Source organism: Cupriavidus sp. R6-3, assembly GCF_059772245.1.
In genome coordinates this window covers 1-22,908 of sequence record NZ_JCBAJO010000020.1, presented here as the reverse complement: position 1 = coordinate 22,908, position 22,908 = coordinate 1, and the positions used below count along the sequence as shown (strand labels likewise).

The 22,908-nt window shown below is 65.8% G+C and carries 22 protein-coding genes; 9 read left to right on the top strand and 13 right to left on the bottom strand.

Annotation, left to right across the window (positions count from 1 at the left end):
* The first annotated feature begins 67 nt into the window (after positions 1 to 67).
* The 5 genes from AC6EI8_RS06190 to AC6EI8_RS06170 all read left to right on the top strand — a co-directional run bounded on the left by AC6EI8_RS06190 (position 68) and on the right by AC6EI8_RS06170 (position 4,527).
* Positions 68 to 1,039, top strand: coding sequence for an LLM class oxidoreductase (locus AC6EI8_RS06190; RefSeq protein WP_498381540.1), 972 nt, complete (start codon positions 68 to 70; stop codon positions 1,037 to 1,039).
* Positions 1,040 to 1,177: 138 nt separating this feature from the next.
* On the top strand, positions 1,178 to 2,158 hold the full coding sequence (locus AC6EI8_RS06185; protein ID WP_226105622.1) for a diacylglycerol/lipid kinase family protein: 981 nt from the start codon (positions 1,178 to 1,180) through the stop codon (positions 2,156 to 2,158).
* Between the two features lie 2 nt (positions 2,159 to 2,160).
* Positions 2,161 to 2,958, top strand: a complete 798-nt coding sequence (locus AC6EI8_RS06180) for a metallophosphoesterase family protein (RefSeq protein WP_226106285.1) — start codon at positions 2,161 to 2,163, stop codon at positions 2,956 to 2,958.
* A 300-nt stretch (positions 2,959 to 3,258) separates the two neighbouring features.
* On the top strand, positions 3,259 to 4,083 hold the full coding sequence (locus AC6EI8_RS06175) for an alpha/beta fold hydrolase (protein WP_498381539.1): 825 nt from the start codon (positions 3,259 to 3,261) through the stop codon (positions 4,081 to 4,083).
* A 153-nt stretch (positions 4,084 to 4,236) separates the two neighbouring features.
* Positions 4,237 to 4,527 (top strand): DUF1330 domain-containing protein, encoded by a 291-nt coding sequence (locus tag AC6EI8_RS06170; RefSeq protein WP_498381538.1) that lies wholly within the window; start codon positions 4,237 to 4,239, stop codon positions 4,525 to 4,527.
* 37 nt (positions 4,528 to 4,564) lie between these two features.
* On the opposite strand, the gene AC6EI8_RS06165 is transcribed toward AC6EI8_RS06170, so the two are convergent.
* Positions 4,565 to 5,743, bottom strand: coding sequence for a 2-methylaconitate cis-trans isomerase PrpF family protein (locus tag AC6EI8_RS06165; protein WP_498381537.1), 1,179 nt, complete (start codon positions 5,741 to 5,743; stop codon positions 4,565 to 4,567).
* Between the two features lie 10 nt (positions 5,744 to 5,753).
* Complete coding sequence (locus AC6EI8_RS06160; protein ID WP_498381536.1) at positions 5,754 to 6,728, bottom strand: tripartite tricarboxylate transporter substrate binding protein; 975 nt, start codon at positions 6,726 to 6,728, stop codon at positions 5,754 to 5,756.
* Positions 6,729 to 6,835: 107 nt separating this feature from the next.
* Between AC6EI8_RS06160 and AC6EI8_RS06155 the strand changes: the two genes are divergently transcribed.
* The gene (locus AC6EI8_RS06155; protein WP_498381535.1) at positions 6,836 to 7,666 is read left to right on the top strand and encodes a GntR family transcriptional regulator; all 831 of its coding nucleotides are present in this window, start codon (positions 6,836 to 6,838) and stop codon (positions 7,664 to 7,666) included.
* 86 nt (positions 7,667 to 7,752) lie between these two features.
* Here the strand turns inward: AC6EI8_RS06155 and AC6EI8_RS06150 are convergent, their stop codons facing one another.
* The 7 genes from AC6EI8_RS06150 to AC6EI8_RS06120 all read right to left on the bottom strand — a co-directional run bounded on the left by AC6EI8_RS06150 (position 7,753) and on the right by AC6EI8_RS06120 (position 15,381).
* Positions 7,753 to 8,736, bottom strand: coding sequence for a Bug family tripartite tricarboxylate transporter substrate binding protein (locus tag AC6EI8_RS06150; protein ID WP_498381534.1), 984 nt, complete (start codon positions 8,734 to 8,736; stop codon positions 7,753 to 7,755).
* Entirely contained in the window at positions 8,729 to 10,153 is a 1,425-nt protein-coding gene (locus AC6EI8_RS06145) for an MmgE/PrpD family protein (protein ID WP_498381533.1), read from the bottom strand. Before AC6EI8_RS06145 ends, AC6EI8_RS06150 begins: the two co-directional genes overlap by 8 nt.
* Positions 10,154 to 10,165: 12 nt before the next feature.
* The gene (locus AC6EI8_RS06140) at positions 10,166 to 11,170 is read right to left on the bottom strand and encodes a Bug family tripartite tricarboxylate transporter substrate binding protein (RefSeq protein WP_498381532.1); all 1,005 of its coding nucleotides are present in this window, start codon (positions 11,168 to 11,170) and stop codon (positions 10,166 to 10,168) included.
* A 16-nt stretch (positions 11,171 to 11,186) separates the two neighbouring features.
* Positions 11,187 to 12,371, bottom strand: a complete 1,185-nt coding sequence (locus AC6EI8_RS06135) for a 2-methylaconitate cis-trans isomerase PrpF family protein (RefSeq protein WP_498381531.1) — start codon at positions 12,369 to 12,371, stop codon at positions 11,187 to 11,189.
* 75 nt (positions 12,372 to 12,446) lie between these two features.
* Complete coding sequence (gene leuD / locus AC6EI8_RS06130) at positions 12,447 to 13,067, bottom strand: 3-isopropylmalate dehydratase small subunit (RefSeq protein WP_498381550.1); 621 nt, start codon at positions 13,065 to 13,067, stop codon at positions 12,447 to 12,449.
* A 14-nt stretch (positions 13,068 to 13,081) separates the two neighbouring features.
* A complete protein-coding gene (locus AC6EI8_RS06125) occupies positions 13,082 to 14,494 on the bottom strand; it encodes a 3-isopropylmalate dehydratase large subunit (RefSeq protein ID WP_498381530.1) in 1,413 nt (470 codons plus the stop codon).
* Complete coding sequence (locus tag AC6EI8_RS06120; RefSeq protein WP_498381529.1) at positions 14,491 to 15,381, bottom strand: isocitrate lyase/PEP mutase family protein; 891 nt, start codon at positions 15,379 to 15,381, stop codon at positions 14,491 to 14,493. Before AC6EI8_RS06120 ends, AC6EI8_RS06125 begins: the two co-directional genes overlap by 4 nt.
* A gap of 292 nt (positions 15,382 to 15,673) precedes the next feature.
* On the opposite strand from AC6EI8_RS06120, the gene AC6EI8_RS06115 reads away from it, so the two are divergent.
* The 3 genes from AC6EI8_RS06115 to AC6EI8_RS06105 all read left to right on the top strand — a co-directional run bounded on the left by AC6EI8_RS06115 (position 15,674) and on the right by AC6EI8_RS06105 (position 18,669).
* Positions 15,674 to 16,648: a tripartite tricarboxylate transporter substrate binding protein gene (locus tag AC6EI8_RS06115; protein ID WP_498381528.1), complete on the top strand. Its 975-nt coding sequence runs from the start codon at positions 15,674 to 15,676 to the stop codon at positions 16,646 to 16,648.
* Positions 16,649 to 16,769: 121 nt separating this feature from the next.
* The gene (locus AC6EI8_RS06110) at positions 16,770 to 17,810 is read left to right on the top strand and encodes a TauD/TfdA family dioxygenase (protein ID WP_498381527.1); all 1,041 of its coding nucleotides are present in this window, start codon (positions 16,770 to 16,772) and stop codon (positions 17,808 to 17,810) included.
* Between the two features lie 79 nt (positions 17,811 to 17,889).
* Entirely contained in the window at positions 17,890 to 18,669 is a 780-nt protein-coding gene (locus tag AC6EI8_RS06105; protein WP_498381526.1) for a GntR family transcriptional regulator, read from the top strand.
* A gap of 83 nt (positions 18,670 to 18,752) precedes the next feature.
* On the opposite strand, the gene AC6EI8_RS06100 is transcribed toward AC6EI8_RS06105, so the two are convergent.
* From AC6EI8_RS06100 to AC6EI8_RS06085, 4 genes are all read right to left on the bottom strand, one after another.
* A complete protein-coding gene (locus tag AC6EI8_RS06100; RefSeq protein WP_498381525.1) occupies positions 18,753 to 19,604 on the bottom strand; it encodes an SDR family NAD(P)-dependent oxidoreductase in 852 nt (283 codons plus the stop codon).
* Positions 19,605 to 19,632: 28 nt separating this feature from the next.
* Positions 19,633 to 20,160, bottom strand: a complete 528-nt coding sequence (locus AC6EI8_RS06095; RefSeq protein ID WP_498381524.1) for a carboxymuconolactone decarboxylase family protein — start codon at positions 20,158 to 20,160, stop codon at positions 19,633 to 19,635.
* An 83-nt stretch (positions 20,161 to 20,243) separates the two neighbouring features.
* The gene (locus tag AC6EI8_RS06090; RefSeq protein WP_498381523.1) at positions 20,244 to 21,779 is read right to left on the bottom strand and encodes an ABC transporter substrate-binding protein; all 1,536 of its coding nucleotides are present in this window, start codon (positions 21,777 to 21,779) and stop codon (positions 20,244 to 20,246) included.
* A 28-nt stretch (positions 21,780 to 21,807) separates the two neighbouring features.
* Positions 21,808 to 22,857: an ABC transporter ATP-binding protein gene (locus tag AC6EI8_RS06085; RefSeq protein WP_498381522.1), complete on the bottom strand. Its 1,050-nt coding sequence runs from the start codon at positions 22,855 to 22,857 to the stop codon at positions 21,808 to 21,810.
* Positions 22,858 to 22,908 lie beyond the last annotated feature (51 nt).

Genomic DNA, 22,908 nt, shown 5'->3' with positions numbered 1-22,908 from the left:
CCACCGAAGGGCAGCGCGCCGCCACGCGTGGCATCATCCGTCCGAGACCAACCCTGACGGATGGACCATGTCCGACTTCAGCACCTCGCCGCTTCAGCAGAGCGCTGCGTCCGCGCTCTTTCGCGAGCACGAACTGTCGATCGGCCTCGTGATGCCGCTGCTTCGCGAGGGACAGACGGTGCCCGACTATGCCGCGCAACTCGATCTGGCCCAGCGGGCGGATGCGGCGGGGTTCCGTGCCCTGTGGGTCCGCGACGTGCCGCTCAACAGCGCGGACTATCCCGACCCGATCGGCCATCTCGATCCCTGGGTGTTCCTCGGGGGACTGGCCACGCGCACGCGCCGCGTGATGCTGGTCAGTGGTGCGGTGGTCCTGCCATTGCGCCATCCCTTGCATATCGCCAAGGCGGCGATCTCCGTGCAGGAGCTGTCTGGAGGACGCTTTGTTCTCGGCCTTGGCTCCGGCGATCGTCCGCCCGAATACGCGGCGTTCGGGCAGGACGGCAACGCGCGGCGGGAGCTGTTCCGCCAGCATTGGGAGGTCGTCGGTGCGGCGGTCGGGCTGCCGTCGCGTGTGGTGCCGGATCGCGAGGCCGACGATGGGACCGCGTTCTACCTGCTGCCGCGCCAGCAGCGCGCAGTGCCATTGCTGGCGGTCGGTTCTGGCGGACAGAGCGTGGACTGGATCGCCCGGCATGCCATCGGCTGGATGACCTACCACCGCGATCCCGCTACCCAGCGGGACCGGCACAGCATGTGGCGCGCGGCCTGCGAGCGCACCGCGCCGGGACGTTTCCGCGCCTTCGGCGTGGCGGTCCGCCTGGAATTGAGCGAGAACGCATTGGAACCGCCGACGGCATTGAATCTTGGATACCGGACTGGCGCCCAGCCTCTCGTTGCCATCCTCGAAGAGATGCGGGCCGCCGGCGTCCATCACGTGGCGCTCAACATCACCAATTCGCAGCGGCCGGTCGAAGAGGTGCTCGACGAACTGGCGCAAGCCGTATTGCCGGTGTTTCACCACGGAGAGAACGCATGACGATGGATGACCGAGCGATGCCGGCACGATGCATGATGCAACGTAGGGGCGCGTTGCCCGCTGCGGGCCCGGTGTGGCCGGCTTCCCCAGCGCAAGGCTGGAGTTGTCCTGGTTCGCAGCCGCAGGTATCTTCTTCCCATGCCTGACGCAGCCGCTAGCCCAAAGGCCGAGCCCATCGCCACCTTGTCCGGCAATGAACCGCTCTTCATCGTCTTCAACGCCGGCTCCGGCAGTGACGACGCCGTGGAGACGCGAAGGAAGATCGAGCAGCGACTGGACGAGGCGGGACGCGTCTATACCATCTTCACGGTCGATCGGCCCAAACATTTGCCGCAGATCGCCGAGATGGCCGTCGCACGCGCCAGGCAGGCCGACGGCGTGGTGGTCGCAGTGGGTGGCGACGGCACCTTGAACGCGGTGGCGGCAACCGTGTTGCCGACGGGGCTGCCTTTCGGCATCCTGCCGCGCGGCACGTTCAATTACTTCGGCCGGACCTATGGCATCTCGCGGGAAACCGACGAGGCCGTGGCCAGCTTGCTCGATGCCCGCATCGAACCAGTACAGGTCGGTCTGCTCGATGGGCGGCCGTTCCTTGTCAATGCCAGCCTGGGGCTGTATCCGCAGCTGCTGGAAGACCGCGAGGTCTACAAGCAGATGCTCGGCCGGCGGCGCTGGGTGGCGCTGCTGTCGGCCCTCGTCACGCTGATGCGCACGCCGGCGCAGCTGACGCTCGAGCTGCTGTCCCATGGGCAACACCAGGTGTTGCGCACCCCGACGCTGGTGGTCGGCAACAACAGCTTGCAGCTCGAGCAGATCGGGATTCCGGAAGTCGCCCATCTGGAAGAGGGCCGTCTGGTGGCGATGCTGGCGAAGCCGGTGGGCACGCTGGCCTTGTATGGGCTGCTGCTGATGGGGGCGATGGGGCGGCTCGGCGATGCCTCGCGCGTCATCAGCTTCGGCTTTGAAGCGCTGACCGTGCGCGTTCGCGGCCGCCGGCGCATCAAGGTGGCGATGGATGGCGAGATTCACTGGGCTCGCACGCCGCTGCATTTCTCGGTGTCTCCGAAGCGCCTGCAGTTGCTGGTTCCGCGAGACACGAGCCGGTTGGATCGCTCATGAGCGTGGCCCGCGTCCTGCACCTGTCCGACACCCATTTCGGTACCGAGCAAGCGCCCGTCGTGGAGGCCGTGCTGGCATTGGCGCGCGAGCTATTGCCGGAGGTCGTCGTGCTGTCGGGCGATATCACGCAACGGGCGAGAGCGGACCAATTCGCCGCGGCGCGCGCGTTTCTGTCCAGGCTGGGACTACCGACGCTGGTCATCCCCGGCAATCACGATATTCCGCTCTTCAACGTGGCGGCCCGGATCTGGAATCCCTATGGCGGCTACCGGCGCGCGATCGGTATGGCGCTCGAGCCCGTCTTCAGCAATGAACGGGTCCTCGCGATCGGCGTGAATACCACCAGGCCATCGCGGCACAAGAACGGCGAGGTGTCGCGCGAGCAGATCGACCGCGTCTGCACGCAGCTTCGCCAGGCGCGGCCGGAACAGCTGCGTATGGTCGTGGTGCACCAGCCGGTGCGCGCCGTCGTCGAGTCGGATACCGCCAATCTGCTGATCGGGCGCGATGCGGCGGTACCGGCGTGGGTGGATGCCGGCGCGGACATGGTGCTGGGCGGGCATATCCACCTGCCGTACGTGGTGCCGCTGCCGACGAATTCAGGCCGCCGTGCCTGGGCGGTACAAGCCGGCACGGCGGTATCGCACCGGGTGCGCGGAACAATCCCCAATTCGGTGAACGTGATCGAGCACCACGTGGAAGGTGGAAGACGCCATTGTCGCGTTCAGCGGTGGGATTACGACGCGAGCGGCGGGGCGTTCGTCACCGTGGATAACAAGGTCCTCGAACTCAGCCGGTAAGCGTGGTCGGGAATCGGCCGGCTTGCTGGCGGTCACGCCTGGCCCGTACGGCTACCGGTACGGATCGGCGTCCTTGCCGATGGGCCGCTCAATGACTAATCTTCCTGTCACACCAGATCGGGCGGAACGCGGTTGCCGTCGACCCGATCGACTTCAGCCCGAGCTCTCCCAAACCGTTCCGCTTCGCTTCTTCGCCTCTGGCCTGCGGCCATTGCGCGCCCGTAGCGCTGTCGGCCCGCGGCGATGCTCGCGCACTCTGCAAAGCCGGGGTAAAGCCAGCAAGCCGAAAGGAGCAACACCATGGGCATGATCGCGACCAAGGATGGCACCGAGATTTTCTACAAGGATTGGGGGGAGGGGCAGCCGATCGTCTTTCACCACGGCTGGCCGCTGAGCGGCGACGACTGGGACGCCCAGATGCTGTTCTTCCTCGGCAAGGGCTACCGCGTCATCGCCCATGACCGGCGGGGGCACGGCCGCTCGACGCAGGCGGCAAGCGGCCACGACATGGACCACTATGCCGCGGACGTTGCCGCGATGGTGGAGCACCTGGATCTGCGCGACGCGATCCATATCGGCCATTCAACGGGCGGGGGCGAGGCAACCCGTTATGTCGCCCGCCACGGCAAGGGACGCGTCGCCAAGCTGGTGCTGATCGGTGCGGTGCCGCCGCTGATGGTCAAGACGCCGGCCAATCCCGGTGGACTGCCGATCGAGGTGTTCGACGGCTTCCGCCAGCAGTTGGCGGCCAACCGCGCCCAGTTCTATCTCGATGTCGCCGCCGGGCCGTTCTACGGTTACAACCGTCCGGGGACGACGGCACAGGACGGTGTGATACGCAATTGGTGGCGGCAGGGCATGATGGGCGGCGCCAATGCGCACTACCACGGCATCAAGGCGTTTTCGGAGACCGACTTTACGGAAGATCTGCAGTCGATCGACGTGCCGACGCTGGTGATGCACGGCGACGACGACCAGATCGTTCCCATCGCGGACTCTGCCTTGCTGTCGGTCAAACTGCTGAAGCAGGGCACCCTCAAGGTCTACGAGGGCTTCCCGCACGGCATGTGTACCACGCATGCCGATATCATCAACGCGGATCTGCTGGACTTCGTCATGGCGTGATTCCGCACGTTGCGCTTCTTGGCACCGGTCGCGGGCCAGTGCCAGGACATGCTTGTCGTCTTTCCCGCCACACGATATAGACTTGCCTGCATGGATGCCCTCCGGGGTGCCCTGGTGGCGTGATACGCGTCAATTGAAGTGATGAGGGATGGTATGGCCAAGGGTTACTGGGTTGCGATGGTCGATGTCGCCGATACGGTCGGCTATCAGAAATACATCGCCGCCAACAAGGCAGTATTCGAGAAATTCGGCGCGCGATTTCTGGTGCGAAATGGACAGAAGACCGTCGTCGAAGGTCAGCCTCGGTCGCGCGTGGTGGTGATCGAGTTCGACAGCTACCAGCGCGCCCTCGAGTGCTACAGGTCTGCGGACTATCAAGCATTGATCGCGCTGCGGGCGCCTTGTTCCGAGGCGGATGTCGTCGTCATCGAAGGGTACGAATGACCCCATAACGTTGCGGGAACGGCGGGAAGTCGTTGAATCATTCGTATGACATCGCGGCAGCCATGACGTCGCGCGGCACATGCACCGTGCCGCTCATGAGGCGGCGCGCGGTGCGCGCAAGCCCGAGGACGGGGTAACGCATCTGCGTCGGCGACACGGCTGCGCTGGCCTCGACGCGCACGTGCATAGCGCCGAGCGGATGGCCGATGCGCAGGACGGGCGCTTGCGTCTTGGGATCGCGGAGCGCCTGGTTGACGACAGAGCCCGGGATGCGCGACGCCGCGGCCGTGCACATGGAGCCCGTGCCTGCCATGCTGTCGTGGCATTTGCCAAGGAAGACCAAACGCGCGCGCAGGTCCATTTCGTCGGCGCGCAGGGGCTTGCCGTCGGCGCCGACGCAATCGGCAGGCGGCGCCACCATGACGCACAGCGGCAGGCCGGGCAGGCGCACGCTTTTCCAGTCCGACCACAGGCCAAACATCTGGCCGGCGCGCGCCTGAATCTCGGCGATGGTTTCGATCAGCGCGGCATTGGCCGAGATCTGCTGCGGCAGCTCGCTGCCGGCCAACCCGAGCTCGGTGGCCGGCACGAACACACACGGGTTGGCCACGTCGCACAAAGTCGCATCGACCGCGCGGCCATCGGCCAGCGTGATACGGTCGATCACGTTGCCGGTAGGCAGCAGCTTTCCCGTTTTTGCGCCGACCGTGCCGGCATAATCCATCAGAATTTCGGCGCCGGTTCCTGGCACGCCGGGGATCGCGCAGTCACCTAGCACGCTTGCCTTGCCGCCGCGCACCGGCACTTTGGCGATCAGCAGCTTGTCGGTGTTGGTGTTGTAGATCCGTACCGTGGTCACGGGCTCGACCAGGTCCACCAGACCCTCGTCAATGGCGAAGGGGCCGACCGCCGACGAAATGTTGCCGCAGTTGCCGTCGTAGCCGATGCGGTCGTGCTCGATGTCGACCTGCGAGAACGTATAGTCCACGTCGGCGCCGGCTCGCTGCGAACGGCTGACGATTGCGATTTTCGAGGTGACGAGGCGCGATCCGCCGAGTCCGTCAATCTGCAGCATATCTGGCGTGCCCATGATCCGCTTGAGCAGCCGGTCGCGGCGGGGGCCGGCTTCCGGAATATCTGCCGCGTGAAAGAACAGCGCCTTGCTGGTGCCGCCGCGCATCAGCACGCATGGCACGGCCAGTTGGTCGGGTAGCATTGTCGGCATCTCATTCGAATGGGTATTTTTTGACCAGGTCGCGCAGGCGCTCGCTGTCGCGGTGCACTTGCTCGGCGAAGTCCGCGGTGGTGCTGGCCAACGGTTCGCCACCAGCGGTGGCGATCGTCTTGCGAACTTCCGGATCCTTGATGGCTTCGCGTGCCGCGGACACCAGGGCATCGCTGACCGCCTGAGGCGTGCCCTTGGGCCCGAACAGCCCATACCAGGTCACTGACTGGAATTGCGGAAAGCCGGCTTCGGCCGAGGTCGGCACGTCGAGCAAGGCGGCCGCACGTGACTGTCCCATCGTGGCCAGGATTCTCAGCGTGCCGGCCTTGTGGTGCGGCAAGGCCGCCGTGATGCCGGTGAAGGCCATATTGACATTGTTGGCGATCATATCGGTCACGATGGGTCCGGTGCCGCGGTAGTTCACCACCACCAGGCCGGGAACCCCCGCTTCCGCAGCCAGCTGCTGGGCAAAGATGCGCGCGAGGCTTTCACCGCTGGCCACCGAGCAGGGCGGGGCGGCGGCCCGGCAGTAGCCGAACAGCTCGGCCAGCGAGGTCACCGGAAGCTTGCCGCTCGCCACGATGGCTGCTGGCGATTGCGCTACCGTGGTGATCGGTTGCAGGCGTGCCAGCGGATCCAGGCCTTTCTTGCCCGGCTGGTACTTGGACACGAGGATCGCGGGTACCTGCAGCAGCAGGGTATGTCCGTCCGGTCTGGCCTCCATGACCTTCCGGGTGCCGATCAGGCCGTCGGCTCCCGGAAGGTTCTCGACGACCACCGGTTGTCCCAGAATGGCTGCAAGTCGCTTCGACACGGCACGCGCCATGGCATCCGTGCCGCCACCGGCGGCGTAGGGAACGACCAGCGTCACCGGTTTGTCCGGCTTCCAGGGCGCGGCCGGCGATGCGGCTCGCGCCGGGCCGGCCAGCGCAAGGGCGATGCACAGGCTTGTCATCCATGCGATTGGATAGGACATCTGTCTCCTCCGTCGTTTCATGCCCGGGTCGGGGCGCCCGTGGGCATTTCTTTGCTTGTGTTTATAGAATAATAACAACATGACATGCGGGTCAAGCGGCATATGCTATGCTTGCCGCGTCCATCTTTCGCATCCCCATGTCAATCCAAGTGCAACCAGTCCCTGCTGTAGGCCGCGTGGCCGGTACATCGCTGCACCGTCAGGTCTTCAATGTCCTGCGTGACGAGATTTCGCGGGGAATCTACGCGAAGACAGGGACGCTGCCGAAAGAGGAAACGATTTGCGAACGCTTCGGCGTTTCGCGTATCACCGTGCGACGAGCGCTGTCCGATCTCGCAGCCCAGGGCCTGATCGAACGCCGCCATGGCCTCGGCACCTTCGTCAAGGCAGCAGCGACGGGCCGGCCAGCCCCGACGCTGAGCCTGCTCGAAAGCCTTCGCAAGGCAGCCAGGGAGACCCAGGTCAAGGTGATCCAGGTCAATCAGCAGGAGGCGCCGCCCGATATCGCAGCGCAGCTCCGGCTGGCGCAAGGCGAACGGGCACTGCACGCGCTGCGCCTGCGCAGCATCGACCAGCGTCCGGTGATGCTGACGGATGCCTGGATCCCCGCTGCACTGGGCACGGGCGTGTCGGCGAGCTCGCTGAAGAAGCATGCACTGTACGAACTACTGATGAAGCAGGGCGTGCGCTTCGGCAGCGTGGTGCAGGAAATTACCGCGCAGTTGGCCGACCCGCAGTTCGCCGGTTTGCTCAACGTCGAGGTCGGCTCGCCCCTGCTCAAGCTGATCCGGCTGATGCATGACCACAAGAACGCCCCCGTGCTGCATAACACGATCTACATCACGCCCGAGCGCAGTCGCATCCTGATGGACGTCCAGGGCGACAGCGTCAATACGCTGAGCGCCGGACAGATCGTCCACGATCTCATTCCGCGCTGACCCTGACGTGCCTGCGCTGCCCGGTTCGGTGGCGCCTGCCGGCCCTGTTCACCGCCCGCGCGCGCGTCCGTTCCGTCGGCCGTCGCCTAATCCTCCGCCCGCAGGCCCTCGGTCCTGGCCACCTTGTCCCACCGTCGCAGCTCCTGCAAATACAGGCGCTGCGTTTCCGCGGGCGTGGTGCGGTACGGTTCGAGACCGAGCGTGGCCAGATGCTTGCGCACCGTCTCGTCGGCCAGCGCATCGCGCAGTGCCGCCGACAGCGTATTGACCACCTCCACGGGCAAGCGGGCGGGCCCACCGATGCCATACCAGCTGACCACATCGTAGCCCTTCACCGTTTCGGCGACGGACGGCACATTGGGCACCAGGGCCGTGCGGCTGGCCGAGGTTACCGCCAGTACATTAGCGCGCGAGGCGATGGGTGCAACAGCCGGCGGCGTGCCGAACTGGACCTGGATCTGGTCGCCGACCAGTGCCGCGGCCGTTTCGCTGCCGCCCTTGTAGGGGATATGAGTCATGCTGATGCCGGCTTCCCGCTGAAGCACCAGCGCGGCCAGGTGCGGCGTCGTGCCGATCCCGCCCGCGCCATAGTTCAGCACACCCGGCGTCTTTTTCGCAGCGGCGATCAGGTCCGCCAGCGACTTGATGCGCGAGTCCTTCGACACGGCGATCACCATCGGTCCCTGCGCCACGGATCCGACCATGGTGAAGTCGATGGCGGGGTTGTACGACAGCTTCTTGTACATCGCCGGCGAGATCGTATTGGTGGTGGTGATCAGCATCAGGCTGTAGCCGTCGGCAGGCGCCCGAGCGACCATGCCCGCCGCCAGCGTCGTGCCCGCGCCCGGACGATTTTCCACCACCACCGGCTGGCCGAGACGGCGGCCCAGGGCATCGGCGAGCGCCCGTGCCACGCCGTCAGCCCCGCCTCCCGCGGTAAAACCGGTGACCAGTTTGATGGGCCGCTCGGGCCAGGCCGCGAAGGTCGGCGAACAGCAGGCTGCCAGCGCCAGCAGCACGGGTACGAGCTTGCGGCGGTGACGGCGAACGGGGTGCATGGATTCAGTCATCGGTCTCCTCCCTGGAATATGACTGCAGCCTGTCGAGCAGCTTTTGAGCCGACAGACGATGGTGGGAAAGACAGGTCTCGAGCAGTTCGCGGCCGCGCCCTCGCGCTTTGCCCCATTGCAGGCAGTCGTCGAGCTTGGCAATCAGCTCGGCCTCGCTCAGCGGATCGCTGGACGAGCCGTGCAGCGTTTCGACATGGCGGCTCAGGCGGCGGCCGTCACGCAGCGAAAGCGTGACCTCGGCCCAGCGGGCAGACGTGGGGACATCGGATTCACGCGCATGCACGTGCCGCAGGAACCGCTGGATCTCGGGACGCATTACCGCCTCGTTGACGAAGCTGGTCAGCCGGATGGCCCCGTCGGCGAGCGCGGCTGCCATCGCATACGCCATGCTGAATTTGCCTTGCAGGCCGGTGACGGGATAGGGATGCACCAGCGGAACCAACGCCTCGGGGCTGGTCTCGACATCGACGCGCTCGACATCCGCCAGCGTGATGCCATGCTCCCGCCGCAGTGCCAGGACGGCATCGAGGGCGCGGTGGGTGGCGTAGCACATCGGGTACTGCTTGACGTCCAGGCCGCTGCGCCGCAATTCCAGCGGCGCCTCGCCGAGATCCTCCAGCTCCGGGCCATTGCCGCTGCCGGCATAGAGCCGCACGAAGCCATGCGCACCATCGAGCGAGCGCTCGCCGGCCTCGAAGCCGGCGGCGGCCAGCGATGCCGCGCGGACCGCGGCGCCGTTGGCATGGCCAGCCTGGAACGACTTGCTCTCGGTGCCGACGTTCTCGCGGGAGCCTGCGGCCTGGGCAACCGCGATGCCGATCGCGTGAACCGTCTGCGTGGCATCGAGGCCAAGCAGATGCGCGCAGGCGACGGTCGCCCCGATCGTGCCGATCGTTGCGGTCGCGTGCCAGCCGATGCCGTAGTGCGCCATCGCGATGCCGCGCGAGAGCTTGCAGATGACCTCCATGCCGACGCAGAACGCCGATGACAGCCGCCGCGGCGGCAACGCTCGTGCCTGGGCCAGCGCCAGCAGCGCCGGCCACAGCACCACGCTGGGATGGCCGCGCATCGGCACGGTGACGTCGTCGTAATCCAGCACATGGCCTGCGACGCCGTTCCACCAGGCGGCGATTTCGGGCGCGGCACGGAAAGGCATGCCCCAGAGCGCCGCGCTGCCGGCGCGATCGTCCTCGGACCCGACCAGCAGACCGGCATCACGCAGGTAGCGCAAGGCAGCGCGCGGCGCATGCTCGTGACGGCCGGCTACCGCCACGCCATAGGTGTCGGCCAGCGACCTGCCGCACAGCACAAGCTCGTCGGCGTCCAGCCGGTCAGGGCCGAAGGTGGTGGAAAAGACGGCGATGCGCCGAGAGGCCGTCAGATCTTGCTGTTGTCCGGCAGCGGTGAATGTGGTCATGGTGATTCGCCCTCAAGCGGGCTCGACGCCCGCGTGTCGCGCGGCGTCTGCCCACAGTTTCAATTCGCTCGCGAGGAAGTCGGCGAACTGGCTCGTGGAGTACTGCTGGGGCTCACTGCCACCAGCCCGGATCGCCGAAGCGACCGCGTCGACTCGCGACGCAGCCTGCATCGCCGCGTTGATCTTCTCCACAACCGCAGTGGGTGTGCCGGCGGGGGCGACCAGCGCGCTCCATGTCGCCACGCGAAAGCCTGGGAAGCCTTGCTCCGCGACAGTCGGGACATCGGGCAGGGCGGCAAAGCGGGTGCTGCTGGACACCGCCAGTGGCTTTAGCTTGCCCGCACGCAGCTGGGGCAGGATCAGCGAGCCGGCATCGAACATCAGCTGCACGTCGTTGGCAAGCAGGCCGTTGATCGCCGCGGGCGAACCCTTGTACGGTACGTGCAGCATGTCGATGCCAGTGGCCGCCTTCAGCATCTCCATCGCCAGATGGGCGGTGATCCCGGTGCCGCCGGAACCGTAGCTCAGCTTGCCTGGATTCGCCTTGGCATGGGCGATCAATTCCTTCAGATTCGATGCAGGCAGCGCGTTATTGGCCACCAGGTAGAGCCGGCCGATCGCGCCCATCGCGACCGGCGCAAAGTCCTCCCGCGTGGCGTAGGGCAACGACGGATAGATGGCCGGATTGATGGCAAGCTGGCCCGACGTGCCGAACAGCAAGGTATGACCGTCCGGCGCGGCGGCCTTCACCATCCGCGCGCCGATGATGCCGTTCGCACCCGCCATGTTGTCGACCACGACGGGCTGCTTCCACACTTGTTGCAGCACCGCGGCATAGGCGCGCGCCGTGACGTCGACTGTCTGGCCCGGCGGATAGCCCACCACGATGCGCACCGGCCGGCTCGGGTAGCCGGAGCCGGACGTCCGCGCCAGCGCCTGACCAATGGCCGCGCCAGCGACAGCGAGGCCGCTTTTCAGCACGCGGCGGCGCGTTGAGGATGGAGATTCGTTGTTCATGGCTGAGCTCTCCTGTTCAACGCTGCATCAGCGCGGCGGGGATATATGCAAGCCCCTGCATCAGCCGTCGCGCTGTACGACGGAAACCGAGGCGCTCGAAGGCAATCTCGCTCCCGGGGGCGGCACGTACCATCACCTCCATCGCGCCGAGCGGATGGCCAATGCGCAGCGTGTCGCCGCGTCCGGTGTGCTGCGCGGTGGTGACGGCATGCACCACGGTGCCCGCAATGCGCGACATCGCGGCCGTACACATCGATCCGGTGCCCGCCATGCTCTCGTGGCACTTGTTGTAGAAGATCAGCCGGGCCCGCAGATCCATGTCGCCTGCCCGCAGCGGACGTTGCTCGCTGTCGGCGTAGTCCTCCGGCGGCGCCACCATGACGACCAGCGGCAGCGCCGGCGAGACGGTTTCGGCTTCCTGCCAGGACGGCGAAAAGCCCAGCAGCGCGGCGGCCTTGCCTCGCAGCTCGCGCAGCGTGGCTAGCAGCGCTTCATCCGCGTTGATCGCATCGGGTAGTTCGCTGCCGCTGCGGCCAACGTCGCTGGCACGGACGAACACGCAGGGATTGGCGACATCGCCGATGGTGACCTCCAACTCGCGGCCGTCCTCGAGCCGGATCGCATCGACCGTATTGCCGGTCGGCAGTACGCGGCCGGTCTTGGCGCCGGTGGTGGCACGATAGTCCATGAAGATCTCTGCGCCGGTGCCGGGCACGCCGGGAATGGCAAAGTTGCCGCTGATCTTTGCGCGGCCGCCGGACACCGGGACATGGGCGACCAGCACCTTGGCGGTATTCGTGTTGAAGATCCGGACCTCCGTGATCGGCTCACGTGCTTCAACCAGACCGCTATCGATCGCAAACGGGCCTACGCCAGAAGAGATGTTGCCGCAGTTGCTCGTGTAGACCACGATCCCGCGCCCCGGCGGCACGATGCCGTAGGTGTAGTCGACATCGGCATCCGGGCGCTGCGAGCGGCCGACGATCGCGAACTTTGCGGTGACGAGCCGCGAGCCGCCAAGGCCGTCGATCTGCAGCAGGTCTTCGCTGCCCATCAGCGCCTTGAGCACGGTGTCGCGCTGCTCGCCTGGGGCAGGCAGATCCTCGGCCCTGAAGTACAGGCCCTTGCTGGTGCCGCCACGCATCAGCGTGCACGGGATCGCGAGCTGTTCGCCGTCCAGCGTTGCAGATAAAAGGGGCATGGTTGTCTCCATTCAATCGTTCTTTTGTTCTCGTCTGGACGGCCTACGCCGCGGTCGCGGCGCGGCCTCGTGCCGTCAGGGCAGTTCGACGGGTTGCCAGATCCAGGGCCGCATCTGCCGGTCCCTGGCCTGCCAGGCCGAGATGGCGTCGTGTTGCCGCAGCGTGCGGCCGAGCTCGTCCAGGCCGTCGAGCAATGCGGAGCGCTTCATCGGGTCGACAGAGAAGGTGAGTGCCCGCCCGGAAGGCGCGATGATGCGCAATTCGCTGAGGTCCACCGTAACGGGTGCGCCGTCCCGGGCTTCGCTGGCGAGCTGCTCGATGTCGGCGCGGCCCAGCACGATGGGCAATACGCCGTTCTGGAAGCAATTGGCATGAAATATCTCGCCGAAGCTTTCCGCAACGACACAACGGATGCCGCGGCCTGCCAGTGCCCACACCGCGCCCTCGCGCGACGAACCGCAGCCGAAGTTGCGGCCGGCCAGCAGAATCGGCGCCTGCCTGAACGCATCGCGGTTGAGCACGCAGTCCGGCGTTTCGCTGCCGTCGGCCTGGAAGCGCAGCGCTTCGAATGCGAACGGGCCCAGTTCGGCGCTTGGCAATGACGACAGTCTTTCGATGCGAATGATGATGTCGGTGTCGATATTGTCCAGCAGCAGCGGCGCTGCCGGACCCTGCACGGTGATGAACGGTTTCATATGGATGCCTGCCGTCATAGCTGCCTTGGATCGGCAAGTTCGCCGGCCAATGCGCAAGCCACCGCGGTGGCGGGGCTGGCCAGATGGGTCCGGACGCCCGGTCCCTGGCGGCCGACAAAATTGCGGTTGGAGGTCGAGACCACGCGTTGTCCGGGAGCAGCGACGTCGCCGTTGGCCGCCACGCACATGCTGCACCCGGGCTCGCGCCACTGAAAGCCCGCGGCAGTGAAGGCCTCGTCCAACCCCTCGCGCCGGGCGGCGCGGCTGACGTCTTCGGAGCCGGGCACGACCCACGCCTGAACGTGCGCCGCCACCTTCCGGCCGCCCAGCAGCGACGCGGCAGTACGCAGGTCCTCGAGCCGCGAGTTGGCGCACGATCCGATGAATACGCGATCGATGCGATGCCCTGCGATAGGATCGCCCGACTCGAGCCCCATGTAAGCACGGGCCTCTCGCCAGGCCGCGCGCGTGGCGGCATCCGGAGCGACATCGTCGTGCGGGACGATGCCGCTCACGGCGATCTCGTGTTCGGGACTGGTGCCCCATGTCAACTGCGGCGGAAGCGAGCTGATGTCGATGACTTCCTCGCGATCGAAGCGTGAGCCCGGGTCCGAGCGCAGCGTGCGCCAGTCGTCCAGCGCGCGCGCAAGCATCTGGCCGGAAGGGGCATAGCGACGCCCGCGCAGAAAGTCGAACACCTTGTCATCCGGCGCAATCATGCCGACGCGCGCACCCATTTCGATGGACAGGTTGCACAGGGTCATGCGAGCCTCGACCGATAGAGCTTTCACCGCCGGTCCGGCATATTCAATGGCATAGCCCGTACCGGCCGAGGCGCCTAGCTTGCCGATCGCGTGCAACATCATGTCCTTCGCACTCACGCGAGGGGCGAGCTTTCCCTCGAAGACCAGACGAAAATTGCGGGGCTTGCGCTGCAACAGCGTTTGCGTCGCGAGCGCGTGCGTCAGCTCGGAGGTGCCCACGCCGAAGGCCATCGCCCCCAGCGCGCCGTTGGTACAGGTATGGCTGTCGCCGCAGATGACCGTGGTGCCGGGCAGCACGATGCCGAGCTCCGGACCCATGACATGGACGATTCCCTGGCCCGGCGTGCCGAGGCCGAAGAATCGGATGCCATGATCGCGCGCGCCGTGCTCCAGACGGACACTGAACGGTGAATCATCTCCGCGGCGGCCAGGCGCGCTGGAAACCGTGTGGTCCGGCGTGGCAAAGCTCAACTGAGGCATGGCCGCTGGCAAGCGCCGATCAGCGAGGTCCTCGAAGCTGCGCGTACCGGACAAGTCGTGCAGCAATTGCCGGTCGATATGGATCAACGCCCAGCCATCCTCGTACTCCTCGATGACATGCGCATTCCAGACCTTCTCGAACAGGGTCGCCGGCACCAGGTTCGGGATCGAAACGCCGTTCATTCGCCAACTCCGGCGGGTGAGTCGCGGAACCGGGAGCGCAGCGCATCCCATTCATCGGCCCCGAAACGCCGGAACCGCTCCGAAACCGGTATCGAGTTCGCGGACGAGGGCGGACGACCGGTTTCGCGCAGCGCGTGCAACGCCTCGTCACAGGCTTGCGTGACTGCGCCGATCAGCAGGCTGGGGAGGATGGCCAGTCGGTATCCCATGTCCCGCGCGGCCTCGAGTGACACGTCCGGCGTCTTGCCGCCCCGTACGATGTTGAGCAGGCAGGGGCCCTCCACGCGCTGGGGAATCAGCGCGACTTCCTCGAGGCTCTGCGCCGCCTCGACGAATGCCATGTCGGCACCGGCACGCAACGCGGCGTTGGCCCGGGCGATCGCCTCGTCCAGGCTCACCACGGCGCGCGCGTCGGTGCGCGCGATGACGATGAAGTCCGGACTTCTCCGCGCCGCTACGGCGGCGCGGATCTTCGCCACAAATTCCTCGCGCGGCACAATTTCCTTGCCGTCCAGGTGACCACAGCGCTTTGGCGAGACCTGATCTTCGATATGGAGGCCCGCGATCCCGGCGCGTTCGTACTCACGGATGGTCCGTGTCACGTTCAATTCGTTGCCGTATCCCGTGTCCGCATCGGCAATCACTGGGATCGATACCGATTGCGCCACGATGCCCGCGGCTTGAGCCATTTCAGTCAGCGTCAGCAGGCCATAGTCCGGAAAGCCGCGCGAGGCCGAGACGCCGGCCCCGGTCATATAGGCGGCGGCGAAGCCGGCCTGTTCGACCATGCGGGCGGTGATTCCGTCATAGGCGCCCGGGGCGGCGATCAATGCGTTTTCCGTCAGGAGAGCGCGCAACGATGTTTGCGTCAAGGATGTCGAGGGCATGGATGTCGATGGCTGGTGGGTTGTGGGGCGATGCCGATGCGTCGTCATCGGATGTATCAAGTATATAACGACATATCAAGAAAATGGAAGGCGGTATGTCGCGTCGACCGCTGCAAACCGTTAGACCCGGTACATACCCTAACTATCAGCGCCATGCCAATTGGCATATTGTGATACCAACATGCCGAATGTAACGTTCCTTGAAAATCAGGCACACCCGCCGGACATCGGCATGACCCAGTCTGCGATGAATTCTCGCGGCATCACCAACATAACGATTCAGGAGACCAGCATGAAACGCTTCCGCCTCGCCTTCGCAGCGCTGTGCTGCGCAGCTTCGGCCGCGGGCGAAGCAGCGACCGCCCAGGGTCCAGCCTTCCATCCCACTCGTCCCGTCACGTTGATCGTGCCCTATGGCGCCGGCGGCGGTACCGATGTGGTGGGGCGCCTGTTTGCGCAGAAGCTGAGCGAGTTATGGGGCCAGCCCGTCGTCGTGGAAAACCGCGCAGGGGCAAACGGCACCATTGGATCGGCCCTGGTGGCAAGGGCCGCCCCTGACGGCCATACGCTGCTGCTGTCCGTCGCTTCGATCGCGATCAATCCGTACATGCAGCCGAAGCTGCCGTATGAGACGCGCACCGACTTCACGCCGATCACGTCGTTGGCATTGCCCGTCGTCGTCATGGTCGCCTCACCCAAGGTCCAGGTAGATGATGTGACATCGTTCGTAGCAGCTGCGCGCAAGGTGCCGGGCAAATTCACGTTCGCCAGCGCCGAGACCAGTACGCAGATGTATGGGGAGCGGCTTAAGGAACAGCAGCAGATCGATATGGTGCACGTGCCATACAAAGGCTCGGCGCAGTGGATGACGGATTTGCTTGGTGGCAATGTCGACACCGGCTTTGCGAGCGTCACTTCGGCGCTGCCCTTCCTGAAGGAAGGCAGGCTGAAGGTGCTTGGCGTCGCGGCGCGCCAGCGCAGCCCTCTGATGCCGCAGATCCCGACCTTCAGCGAGCAGGGTATCGCGCAAATGGAATCGCGGAGCTGGTACGGATTGTTTGGCCCCGGGAAGATGTCACCCAAGCTCGTGCAAGCCATCTACGCCGATATCAAGCTGGTAATGGATAGCAAAGACGTCCACGACAAGCTGCGCGTCCTCGGCGCCGAACCCGGCGGAGAAGTGCCCACGCAGTTCCAGCACCGTTTTCAGGCCGATCTCGCGGATTATGGAGCGATGATCAAACGCCTCGGGCTGGGTCCGAACTAAGCCATCCGCGCACACCGGCCCGGCCGGTATGCATTCACCTCCCTCATTGCAAGGACGCATCATGACTACAACCGAGCTGCATGCTCATGTCCACCGCACTGGCTCACCGCAGGCGTGGACCGTGAGCGAGGTCACGACGGACACCAACTGGATCTACCGACTCAACTTCGAACAAGCGGACGAATTGCTGGCCGCCGTCAGGGCCGGGCACGTAGAAGGCAAACCGCTGCTTGAGTATCGCCGGCAGGATTTTTCGCTGGACCGGGTGCTGGAGCCGCTTTCATCCGCATTCCGCGAAGTACGTGACGGGCGGGGCATGGCGCTGGTCAAGAACCTTCCGCGTGATGGCGTGACGCCGGACGAGTTCGCCTTGATGACATGGGCCATCGGTCTGCATTTCGGCGTGGCGAGACCGCAGGATCGCGCCAGCTGCTACCTGAACAGGGTGCAGGACGTGGGCGGACAGTATCGGAGTCCGACGGGACGCGGATACTCGTCAAACGCGCAGCTCGATTTCCATGTCGACGGTTCGGACATCGTGCTGCTGAGCTGCTATAACCAGGCGCCGGTGGGCGGCATGAGCATGTGTACCAGTTCGGTGAAGGCGTACGAAGTCATTGCCGAGGAGCGCCCTGATCTGGCGACGATACTGCAGAGCAACTACCCTTTCAGCCGCAACGGCGAGCAGCAACCGGGAGAAGCGGCGTGGGTCAACGCGCCGATCTACGGCTTCCAGGATGGTCGCATCTTCTGTGTATGGAACCGCAATCGCGTCGAGAACGCGCAGCAGCTCGAGGGTGTACCACCGTTGACGGGCTTGCAGCGCGAGGCGATCGGCTATCTGGATGCCGTGGTGCGGCGACCCGATCTAATGCTCACCATGGAGCTGGAACCGGGCGATGTGCAGCTGCTGAGCAACCAGACCATGCTGCACTCGCGCACCCATTTCGAGGACCATCCCGAGCCCGAACGTAAACGCACGCTGTTTCGTCTGTGGCTGGCCATGCCTGATTCTCTGCGTCTGCCGCCGGCTTGGGAGCTCTATACCGGCTCGCGCGAACCCGCAACGGTTCGAGGCGGCTGCAAGGGGAACCAGTACGATGACCGCTGCCTGCGGTTCGATATCGAGCAAGCGGCGGCAATGGGCATGCGTCTTTCCTGAGGCGAGGGGAGGGTCCGATTCCTGACCGTACTCGCCATGGCAAAATACGCGCCCAGGTCGCGATCACTCTTCTTCCACTATGGCCGGCGTTTCGCTCAAATCCCAAGGCACACTGCTGCACCGGCAGCTGTTTCTTGCGCTCAAGCAGCAAATCCTGAACGGCATCTATCGCGAAGGCGACCGTCTCCCGACGCAGGAGGCATTGACGGAGCGCTTCAAGGTGTCGCGCATTACCGTGCGACGCGCACTAGCCGAATTGCAAAAGGAAGGGTGGATTCAGAACGAGCAGGGCGTTGGCTCTTTCGTCCTCCCCATGAAGCGGGCCCTTCCGGCCTCGGTATCGCTGACGTATCTGGAAGGGCTGCGCGAGGTGGTCAGCCAGACCCAGGTGACGGTGCTAAGCGTCGGCATCGAACCGGCGCCACCTAGCGTTGCAAGCATTCTGCAGCTCGAGGAGAGCAGCGATGCGCTGCACGTGCTGCGCATCCGCAAGCGCGGCCGTACACCGTTGCTTCTGCTCGATGCCTGGATGCCGTCCCGCTTCCAATCCCGCGTCTCGACGATCCAATTGCGCCAGCGCCCGCTGTATGAGCTGCTGATCGGGGACGATCTGCAACTGGGCGAGGTTGTGCAGGAGGTCACCGCCGAAATAGCCGATCCCACTGTGGCGGATGCACTGGCCGTTGAGCCCAACTCACCGATTCTGCGCGTTACGCGGCTAGTACATGACAGCGAGCAGCGGCCGATCCAATACCTGGTGATTCGCTCCACGCCGCAACGCAGCCGCATGGTGATGTCGATTCCCGGGAAGCAACTCAATAGCATCGGCGCGGGACATCTTGTGCATGATGTCGGATAGGGACAGGTTCGACCCGGGCGGCGCATGGCTTGCTGTTTCCTCGGTTCTGATGTTGGCAATGGCCGCGCGCGCCGCGGCCACACTCAAGCGCGACTCACGCCAACACCCAATCCGCCATCGACCAGCAGGGCATGCGCGTTGACGTAGCTCGACTCGTGCGAGATCAGGAACAGGCAGGCGTATGCCACTTCCCAGCCGGTGCCCTGCCGGCCGAACGGTACCGCCGCCGCCCGCGTGGGCCTGCGGCGGCTGGCATCGCGCCCCATCGGCGTGTCCATCAGGCCGGGCAGCAAGGCATTGCAGCGGATGCCGCGCGCCTCGCCCGCGGCGGCGATGCTGCGCGCCAGCGCGACCTGCGCGGCCTTGGACGATTCGTAGGCCGGGTTGCGGCCGGTGCAGCGCTGGCTGGCCAGCGATGACATCAGCACGATCGCGCTGCCCGGCGCCATGAGGCGCAGCGCAGCCTGGCTGAACAGCATATGGCTGCGTACATTGACTGCATATTCCTCATCCCAGGCGGCCGCGCTCTGATCGGCCAGGCCCAATCCCCTGGATATCCCCACATTGAGCACCAGCCCGTCCAGGCCGCCCAGCTCGGCGGCAACTCGGTCGACCAACGGCGCGATGGTGTCGGCCTGCCCGACATCGGCCACATAGGGACGCGCCTTGCCGCCCTCGGCCTGGATCAGCTCGCAGGTTTCCCGCACGGCGCCTTCGGCCATGTCGACGCAGGCGACGCTGGCGCCTTCGCGCGCAAACAGCATCGAGATGGCGCGGCCGTTGCCGACCGGCGGCGACGGCTCGGGGATGGGGCGCTGGCCGGCACCCACTACCAGCACGCGGCGGCCCTGCAGGCGACCGCGCCCGGCTTGCTGCCCGAGCGATTCGGCAAAAATTTGAACGGAAGGATCGATGTCGTTGGGAGGCAGGTGCATGGAAGCTCCAGATGTCATGGGGCGGCGCTCAAGCAATGGCGCCGGGGGGTTCCAGATCGATTTCGAGGTTTTCGAGGAAGCGGCTGACCAACATGTAGAACCCGATGGTCAGCAGCACTTCGCTCAACTCGCGGTGACTGAGCTGCGCGGCAAGCGCGTCGAAGGTGGCATCGGTGGCCTTGACCCGCTGCACGACTTCGTCGGTGAAGGCCACCAGCGTACGCTCGAGCGGCGACAGCGCGTGTTGATCGGCGCCAGGCGTAAGGGCGGCGATCTTCGCTTCTTCCAGGCCGACGTTTCGGGCCACGCGCTTGTGCTGGTGGACCTCGTAGCTGGCGCCGCTGAGCAGGCCCACGCGCAGGATCACGATCTCGCGCAGCCGCGAGTCCAGCGCGTTGTCGCGCAGAATGGCGCTGCCAAGCGCGAGAAAGCCGTTCGAGGCGCTCGGTCCCGCATGCGGCAGCATCCGGTACAGGTTCAGGGGCGGCCGGCCCTTGAGACGCTCCAGATAGTCGGCAGGGGCCTGCGCCAGATCGAAATAGGGAATGCGTGCCATGAGGGCTCCTTTCAGTGGCGAACGCGGTGGCAACGGCCGCGCCGCAAGCGGATCAATCTTTTCCGGCAGTGCGCCGGTGCTTGCTAGCGAGCGGCCTTGTCGAGCCACATCGACCGTACGCGGATCAGGCTGTTTTGCATCGGGGGCAGGCCCTTGACAGGCGGCCGTGCGATGGCGAAATACGTGACCCGGATCGGGATCAGCTGCACGGCATCGTCGGATACCTTTTGCGCGACCTCGCAGTAGAGCGCGTGGCGCCTGGCGCGGTCGGTTTCGACGCGGGCCTTGGCCAGCAGCGCATCGATCTGGCGAGTGTCGTGCCGGCTGACCGGCTCGCCGGCTTCGCCGCCGAAGTAGTACGACAGCACCAGGTCGGGGTCGCCGCCGATATCGGAGAAGCGCCAGACGTCCATCTGATAGTCGCCGCTCAGCCCGACGCGCACGTTCTGGCTCTGTTCCACCAGCCGGATGCGCGCGTCCATGCCGGCCGCCTTGACGAACTGCTGCACCATGGCCGCCTGCCGGCGCCCGGCCGGGGTATTGGTGCTGACCAGTTCGAACGACACTGGCTTGCCGACTTCGTTGATCAGCGCCTGCGCGCGAGCGAGGTCGTAGCCGCGCCAGTTCAGGCTCGGGCAATGCCAATCCGAATTTGCGCCGAGCAGATCGCGCGTGGGCCGGGTGGTGCCGAGGAAGAACGTGTCGATCATCGCCTGGCTGTTGAAGGCGTGAACCACCGCGGCGCGCACCCGCTTGTCGTCGAAGGGCGCTTTGCTGTGATTGAAGTTCCAGGAGATGGCACCGGACCCCTCGTAAGAATGCACGCGCAGCGAAGTGTCTTTCCTGGCATCGAGTACATGGGTCGCCGTGTCCATGCGGCCGATGTCGACCTCGCCCGAACGGATGCTCTGGTAGCGCGTATTGGCATCGGGCAGCACGCGATAGACCACGCGGTCCAGATAGGGAAGTTTCGGGTCCCAGTAGTCCGGGTTGCGCTCCATCACGATGCGGTCGCCCGCCTGCCATTCCTTGAACACGAAGGGGCCGGTACCGACAGGTTTGCGATGAAAGCCGGCCGGATCCTGACGCAGCGCGGTCGGCGAGCCGATGAAGTTGCTCAAGCCTTCCAGTGCCAGCGCGGAACGCAGGGCGGTCCAGGGATGCTTGAGCACGAACCGGACGGTGTGCTGGTCGACCACCTCGACGGTCTTGACCGGCGCGATCATCGACACGTTGACGCCGGAATCGGGGGCAAGCAGCCGGTTGTAGTGAAAGGCCACGGCCTCGGCGTTGAACGGCGTGCCATCGTGGAACTTGACGTTGCGGCGCAGTGTCACCGTGGCGCTCATCCGGTCCGGCGCTTCCTTCAGCTCCAGGCCGAGCCGGGGCACGATCTGCTTGCCCTCGTAGGCAAACAGCGTTTCCATCACCGACGAGGCCGGCGCGGCGGTATTCTGGTTGAAGATTTTTGCCGTCAGGTGATTGAAGCCGCTGAACTCGGCCTCGGTGCCGATCGTCAGGGTGCCGCCGCGTTGCTGGCCATGGGCCGTAGCGCTGAACCCGCCGGTTACGCAGGCGGCTGCCAGCATGGCGGCGAGCCGCAGTGCCGAGCTTGTCATGGGCGCGTCTCCTTATGATGGAATCGAATCATGTTGCCGCGGTGCGCAGCAGCACCGGCGTGGCGGCCGGCGTGCCGGCGGCTTGCCCGAGCGGGAAATGGCAGGCGACCTGTTGCAACGGCCGTCCCGGCAGCGGTGCCAGCACGGGCGGGCTCTCGCTGCAGCGCGGCTGCGCCTGCGGGCAACGGGTACGGAAACGGCAGCCGTCCGGTACCGCGAGCGGCGAGGGCATATCGCCGCGCAATGCGATGCGCCGGCGCGGCGCATCCGGATCGGGTTCCAGCACGGCGCTGATCAGCGCCGCCGTGTAGGGGTGGGCGGGACGGTCCAGGATGTCGCCCGCCGGTCCGGTCTCGCACAGCGCACCGAGATACATGACCGCGATGCGATCGGCCACATTGCGCACCACTGCCAGGTCGTGCGAGATGAACAGCATGGCAAGTCCGAGTTCGCGCTGCAGCACGTTCAGCACATTGAGCACCTGAGCCCGGACGGACACGTCCAGGGCCGACACCGGCTCGTCGCATACCAGCAGTTCGGGATCGAGCAGCAGTGCGCGGGCAATCGACAGCCGCTGGCACTGGCCACCGGAGAACTGGCGCGGATAGCGCCGCAGCACGCCATCCGGGTCCATGCCGACCTGTTCCAGCACCGTGCGCAGCCGCGCTTCGCTGGCGCCGCGCCGGTACAGCCCATTGAGCTTGAGCGGGGCCATCAGCGCCGGGCCGATGCGCCGGTGCGGATTCCATGACGAGATCGGGTCCTGGAAGATCATCTGGAAATGCCGTCGCAGCCCCCGCAGCGCGCGTTCGGGCATCGTCGCCAGGTCCTGGCCTGCGAACATCACGCGCCCCGACTCGGGCCGCACCAGCCGCATCACGGCCCTGGCCACGGAGGATTTGCCGCAGCCCGATTCGCCCACCAGGGCCAGGGTCTCGCCGGCGTGCAGCGCGAAGGAGACATCATCGACCGCGCGCATGCGGCGGCCATCGGACAGCCGATAGGACAGCCGTATATGCTCCACCGACAGCAGCGCCGTGCCGGCCGGCCGCAGGGTTGCCACGTTGCTTTCGCTCATATCGCCTCCAGCGCAAGCGGATGCCAGCAGCGGCACAGCTGCGCGGCGCAG

Excerpts from the sequence above, each read along its gene's own strand:
- AC6EI8_RS06190 (WP_498381540.1), top strand. The coding sequence starts at position 68 with ATGTCCGACTTCAGCACCTCGCCGCTTCAGCAGAGCGCTGCGTCCGCG.
- AC6EI8_RS06185 (WP_226105622.1), top strand. The coding sequence starts at position 1,178 with ATGCCTGACGCAGCCGCTAGCCCAAAGGCCGAGCCCATCGCCACCTTG.
- AC6EI8_RS06175 (WP_498381539.1), top strand. The coding sequence starts at position 3,259 with ATGGGCATGATCGCGACCAAGGATGGCACCGAGATTTTCTACAAGGAT.
- AC6EI8_RS06170 (WP_498381538.1), top strand. The coding sequence starts at position 4,237 with ATGGCCAAGGGTTACTGGGTTGCGATGGTCGATGTCGCCGATACGGTC.
- AC6EI8_RS06165 (WP_498381537.1), bottom strand. The coding sequence starts at position 5,743 with ATGCTACCCGACCAACTGGCCGTGCCATGCGTGCTGATGCGCGGCGGC.
- AC6EI8_RS06160 (WP_498381536.1), bottom strand. The coding sequence starts at position 6,728 with ATGTCCTATCCAATCGCATGGATGACAAGCCTGTGCATCGCCCTTGCG.
- AC6EI8_RS06155 (WP_498381535.1), top strand. The coding sequence starts at position 6,836 with ATGCTTGCCGCGTCCATCTTTCGCATCCCCATGTCAATCCAAGTGCAA.
- AC6EI8_RS06150 (WP_498381534.1), bottom strand. The coding sequence starts at position 8,736 with ATGACTGAATCCATGCACCCCGTTCGCCGTCACCGCCGCAAGCTCGTA.
- AC6EI8_RS06145 (WP_498381533.1), bottom strand. The coding sequence starts at position 10,153 with ATGACCACATTCACCGCTGCCGGACAACAGCAAGATCTGACGGCCTCT.
- AC6EI8_RS06140 (WP_498381532.1), bottom strand. The coding sequence starts at position 11,170 with ATGAACAACGAATCTCCATCCTCAACGCGCCGCCGCGTGCTGAAAAGC.
- AC6EI8_RS06135 (WP_498381531.1), bottom strand. The coding sequence starts at position 12,371 with ATGCCCCTTTTATCTGCAACGCTGGACGGCGAACAGCTCGCGATCCCG.
- leuD (WP_498381550.1), bottom strand. The coding sequence starts at position 13,067 with ATGAAACCGTTCATCACCGTGCAGGGTCCGGCAGCGCCGCTGCTGCTG.
- AC6EI8_RS06125 (WP_498381530.1), bottom strand. The coding sequence starts at position 14,494 with ATGAACGGCGTTTCGATCCCGAACCTGGTGCCGGCGACCCTGTTCGAG.
- AC6EI8_RS06120 (WP_498381529.1), bottom strand. The coding sequence starts at position 15,381 with ATGCCCTCGACATCCTTGACGCAAACATCGTTGCGCGCTCTCCTGACG.
- AC6EI8_RS06115 (WP_498381528.1), top strand. The coding sequence starts at position 15,674 with ATGAAACGCTTCCGCCTCGCCTTCGCAGCGCTGTGCTGCGCAGCTTCG.
- AC6EI8_RS06105 (WP_498381526.1), top strand. The coding sequence starts at position 17,890 with ATGGCCGGCGTTTCGCTCAAATCCCAAGGCACACTGCTGCACCGGCAG.
- AC6EI8_RS06100 (WP_498381525.1), bottom strand. The coding sequence starts at position 19,604 with ATGCACCTGCCTCCCAACGACATCGATCCTTCCGTTCAAATTTTTGCC.
- AC6EI8_RS06095 (WP_498381524.1), bottom strand. The coding sequence starts at position 20,160 with ATGGCACGCATTCCCTATTTCGATCTGGCGCAGGCCCCTGCCGACTAT.
- AC6EI8_RS06090 (WP_498381523.1), bottom strand. The coding sequence starts at position 21,779 with ATGACAAGCTCGGCACTGCGGCTCGCCGCCATGCTGGCAGCCGCCTGC.
- AC6EI8_RS06085 (WP_498381522.1), bottom strand. The coding sequence starts at position 22,857 with ATGAGCGAAAGCAACGTGGCAACCCTGCGGCCGGCCGGCACGGCGCTG.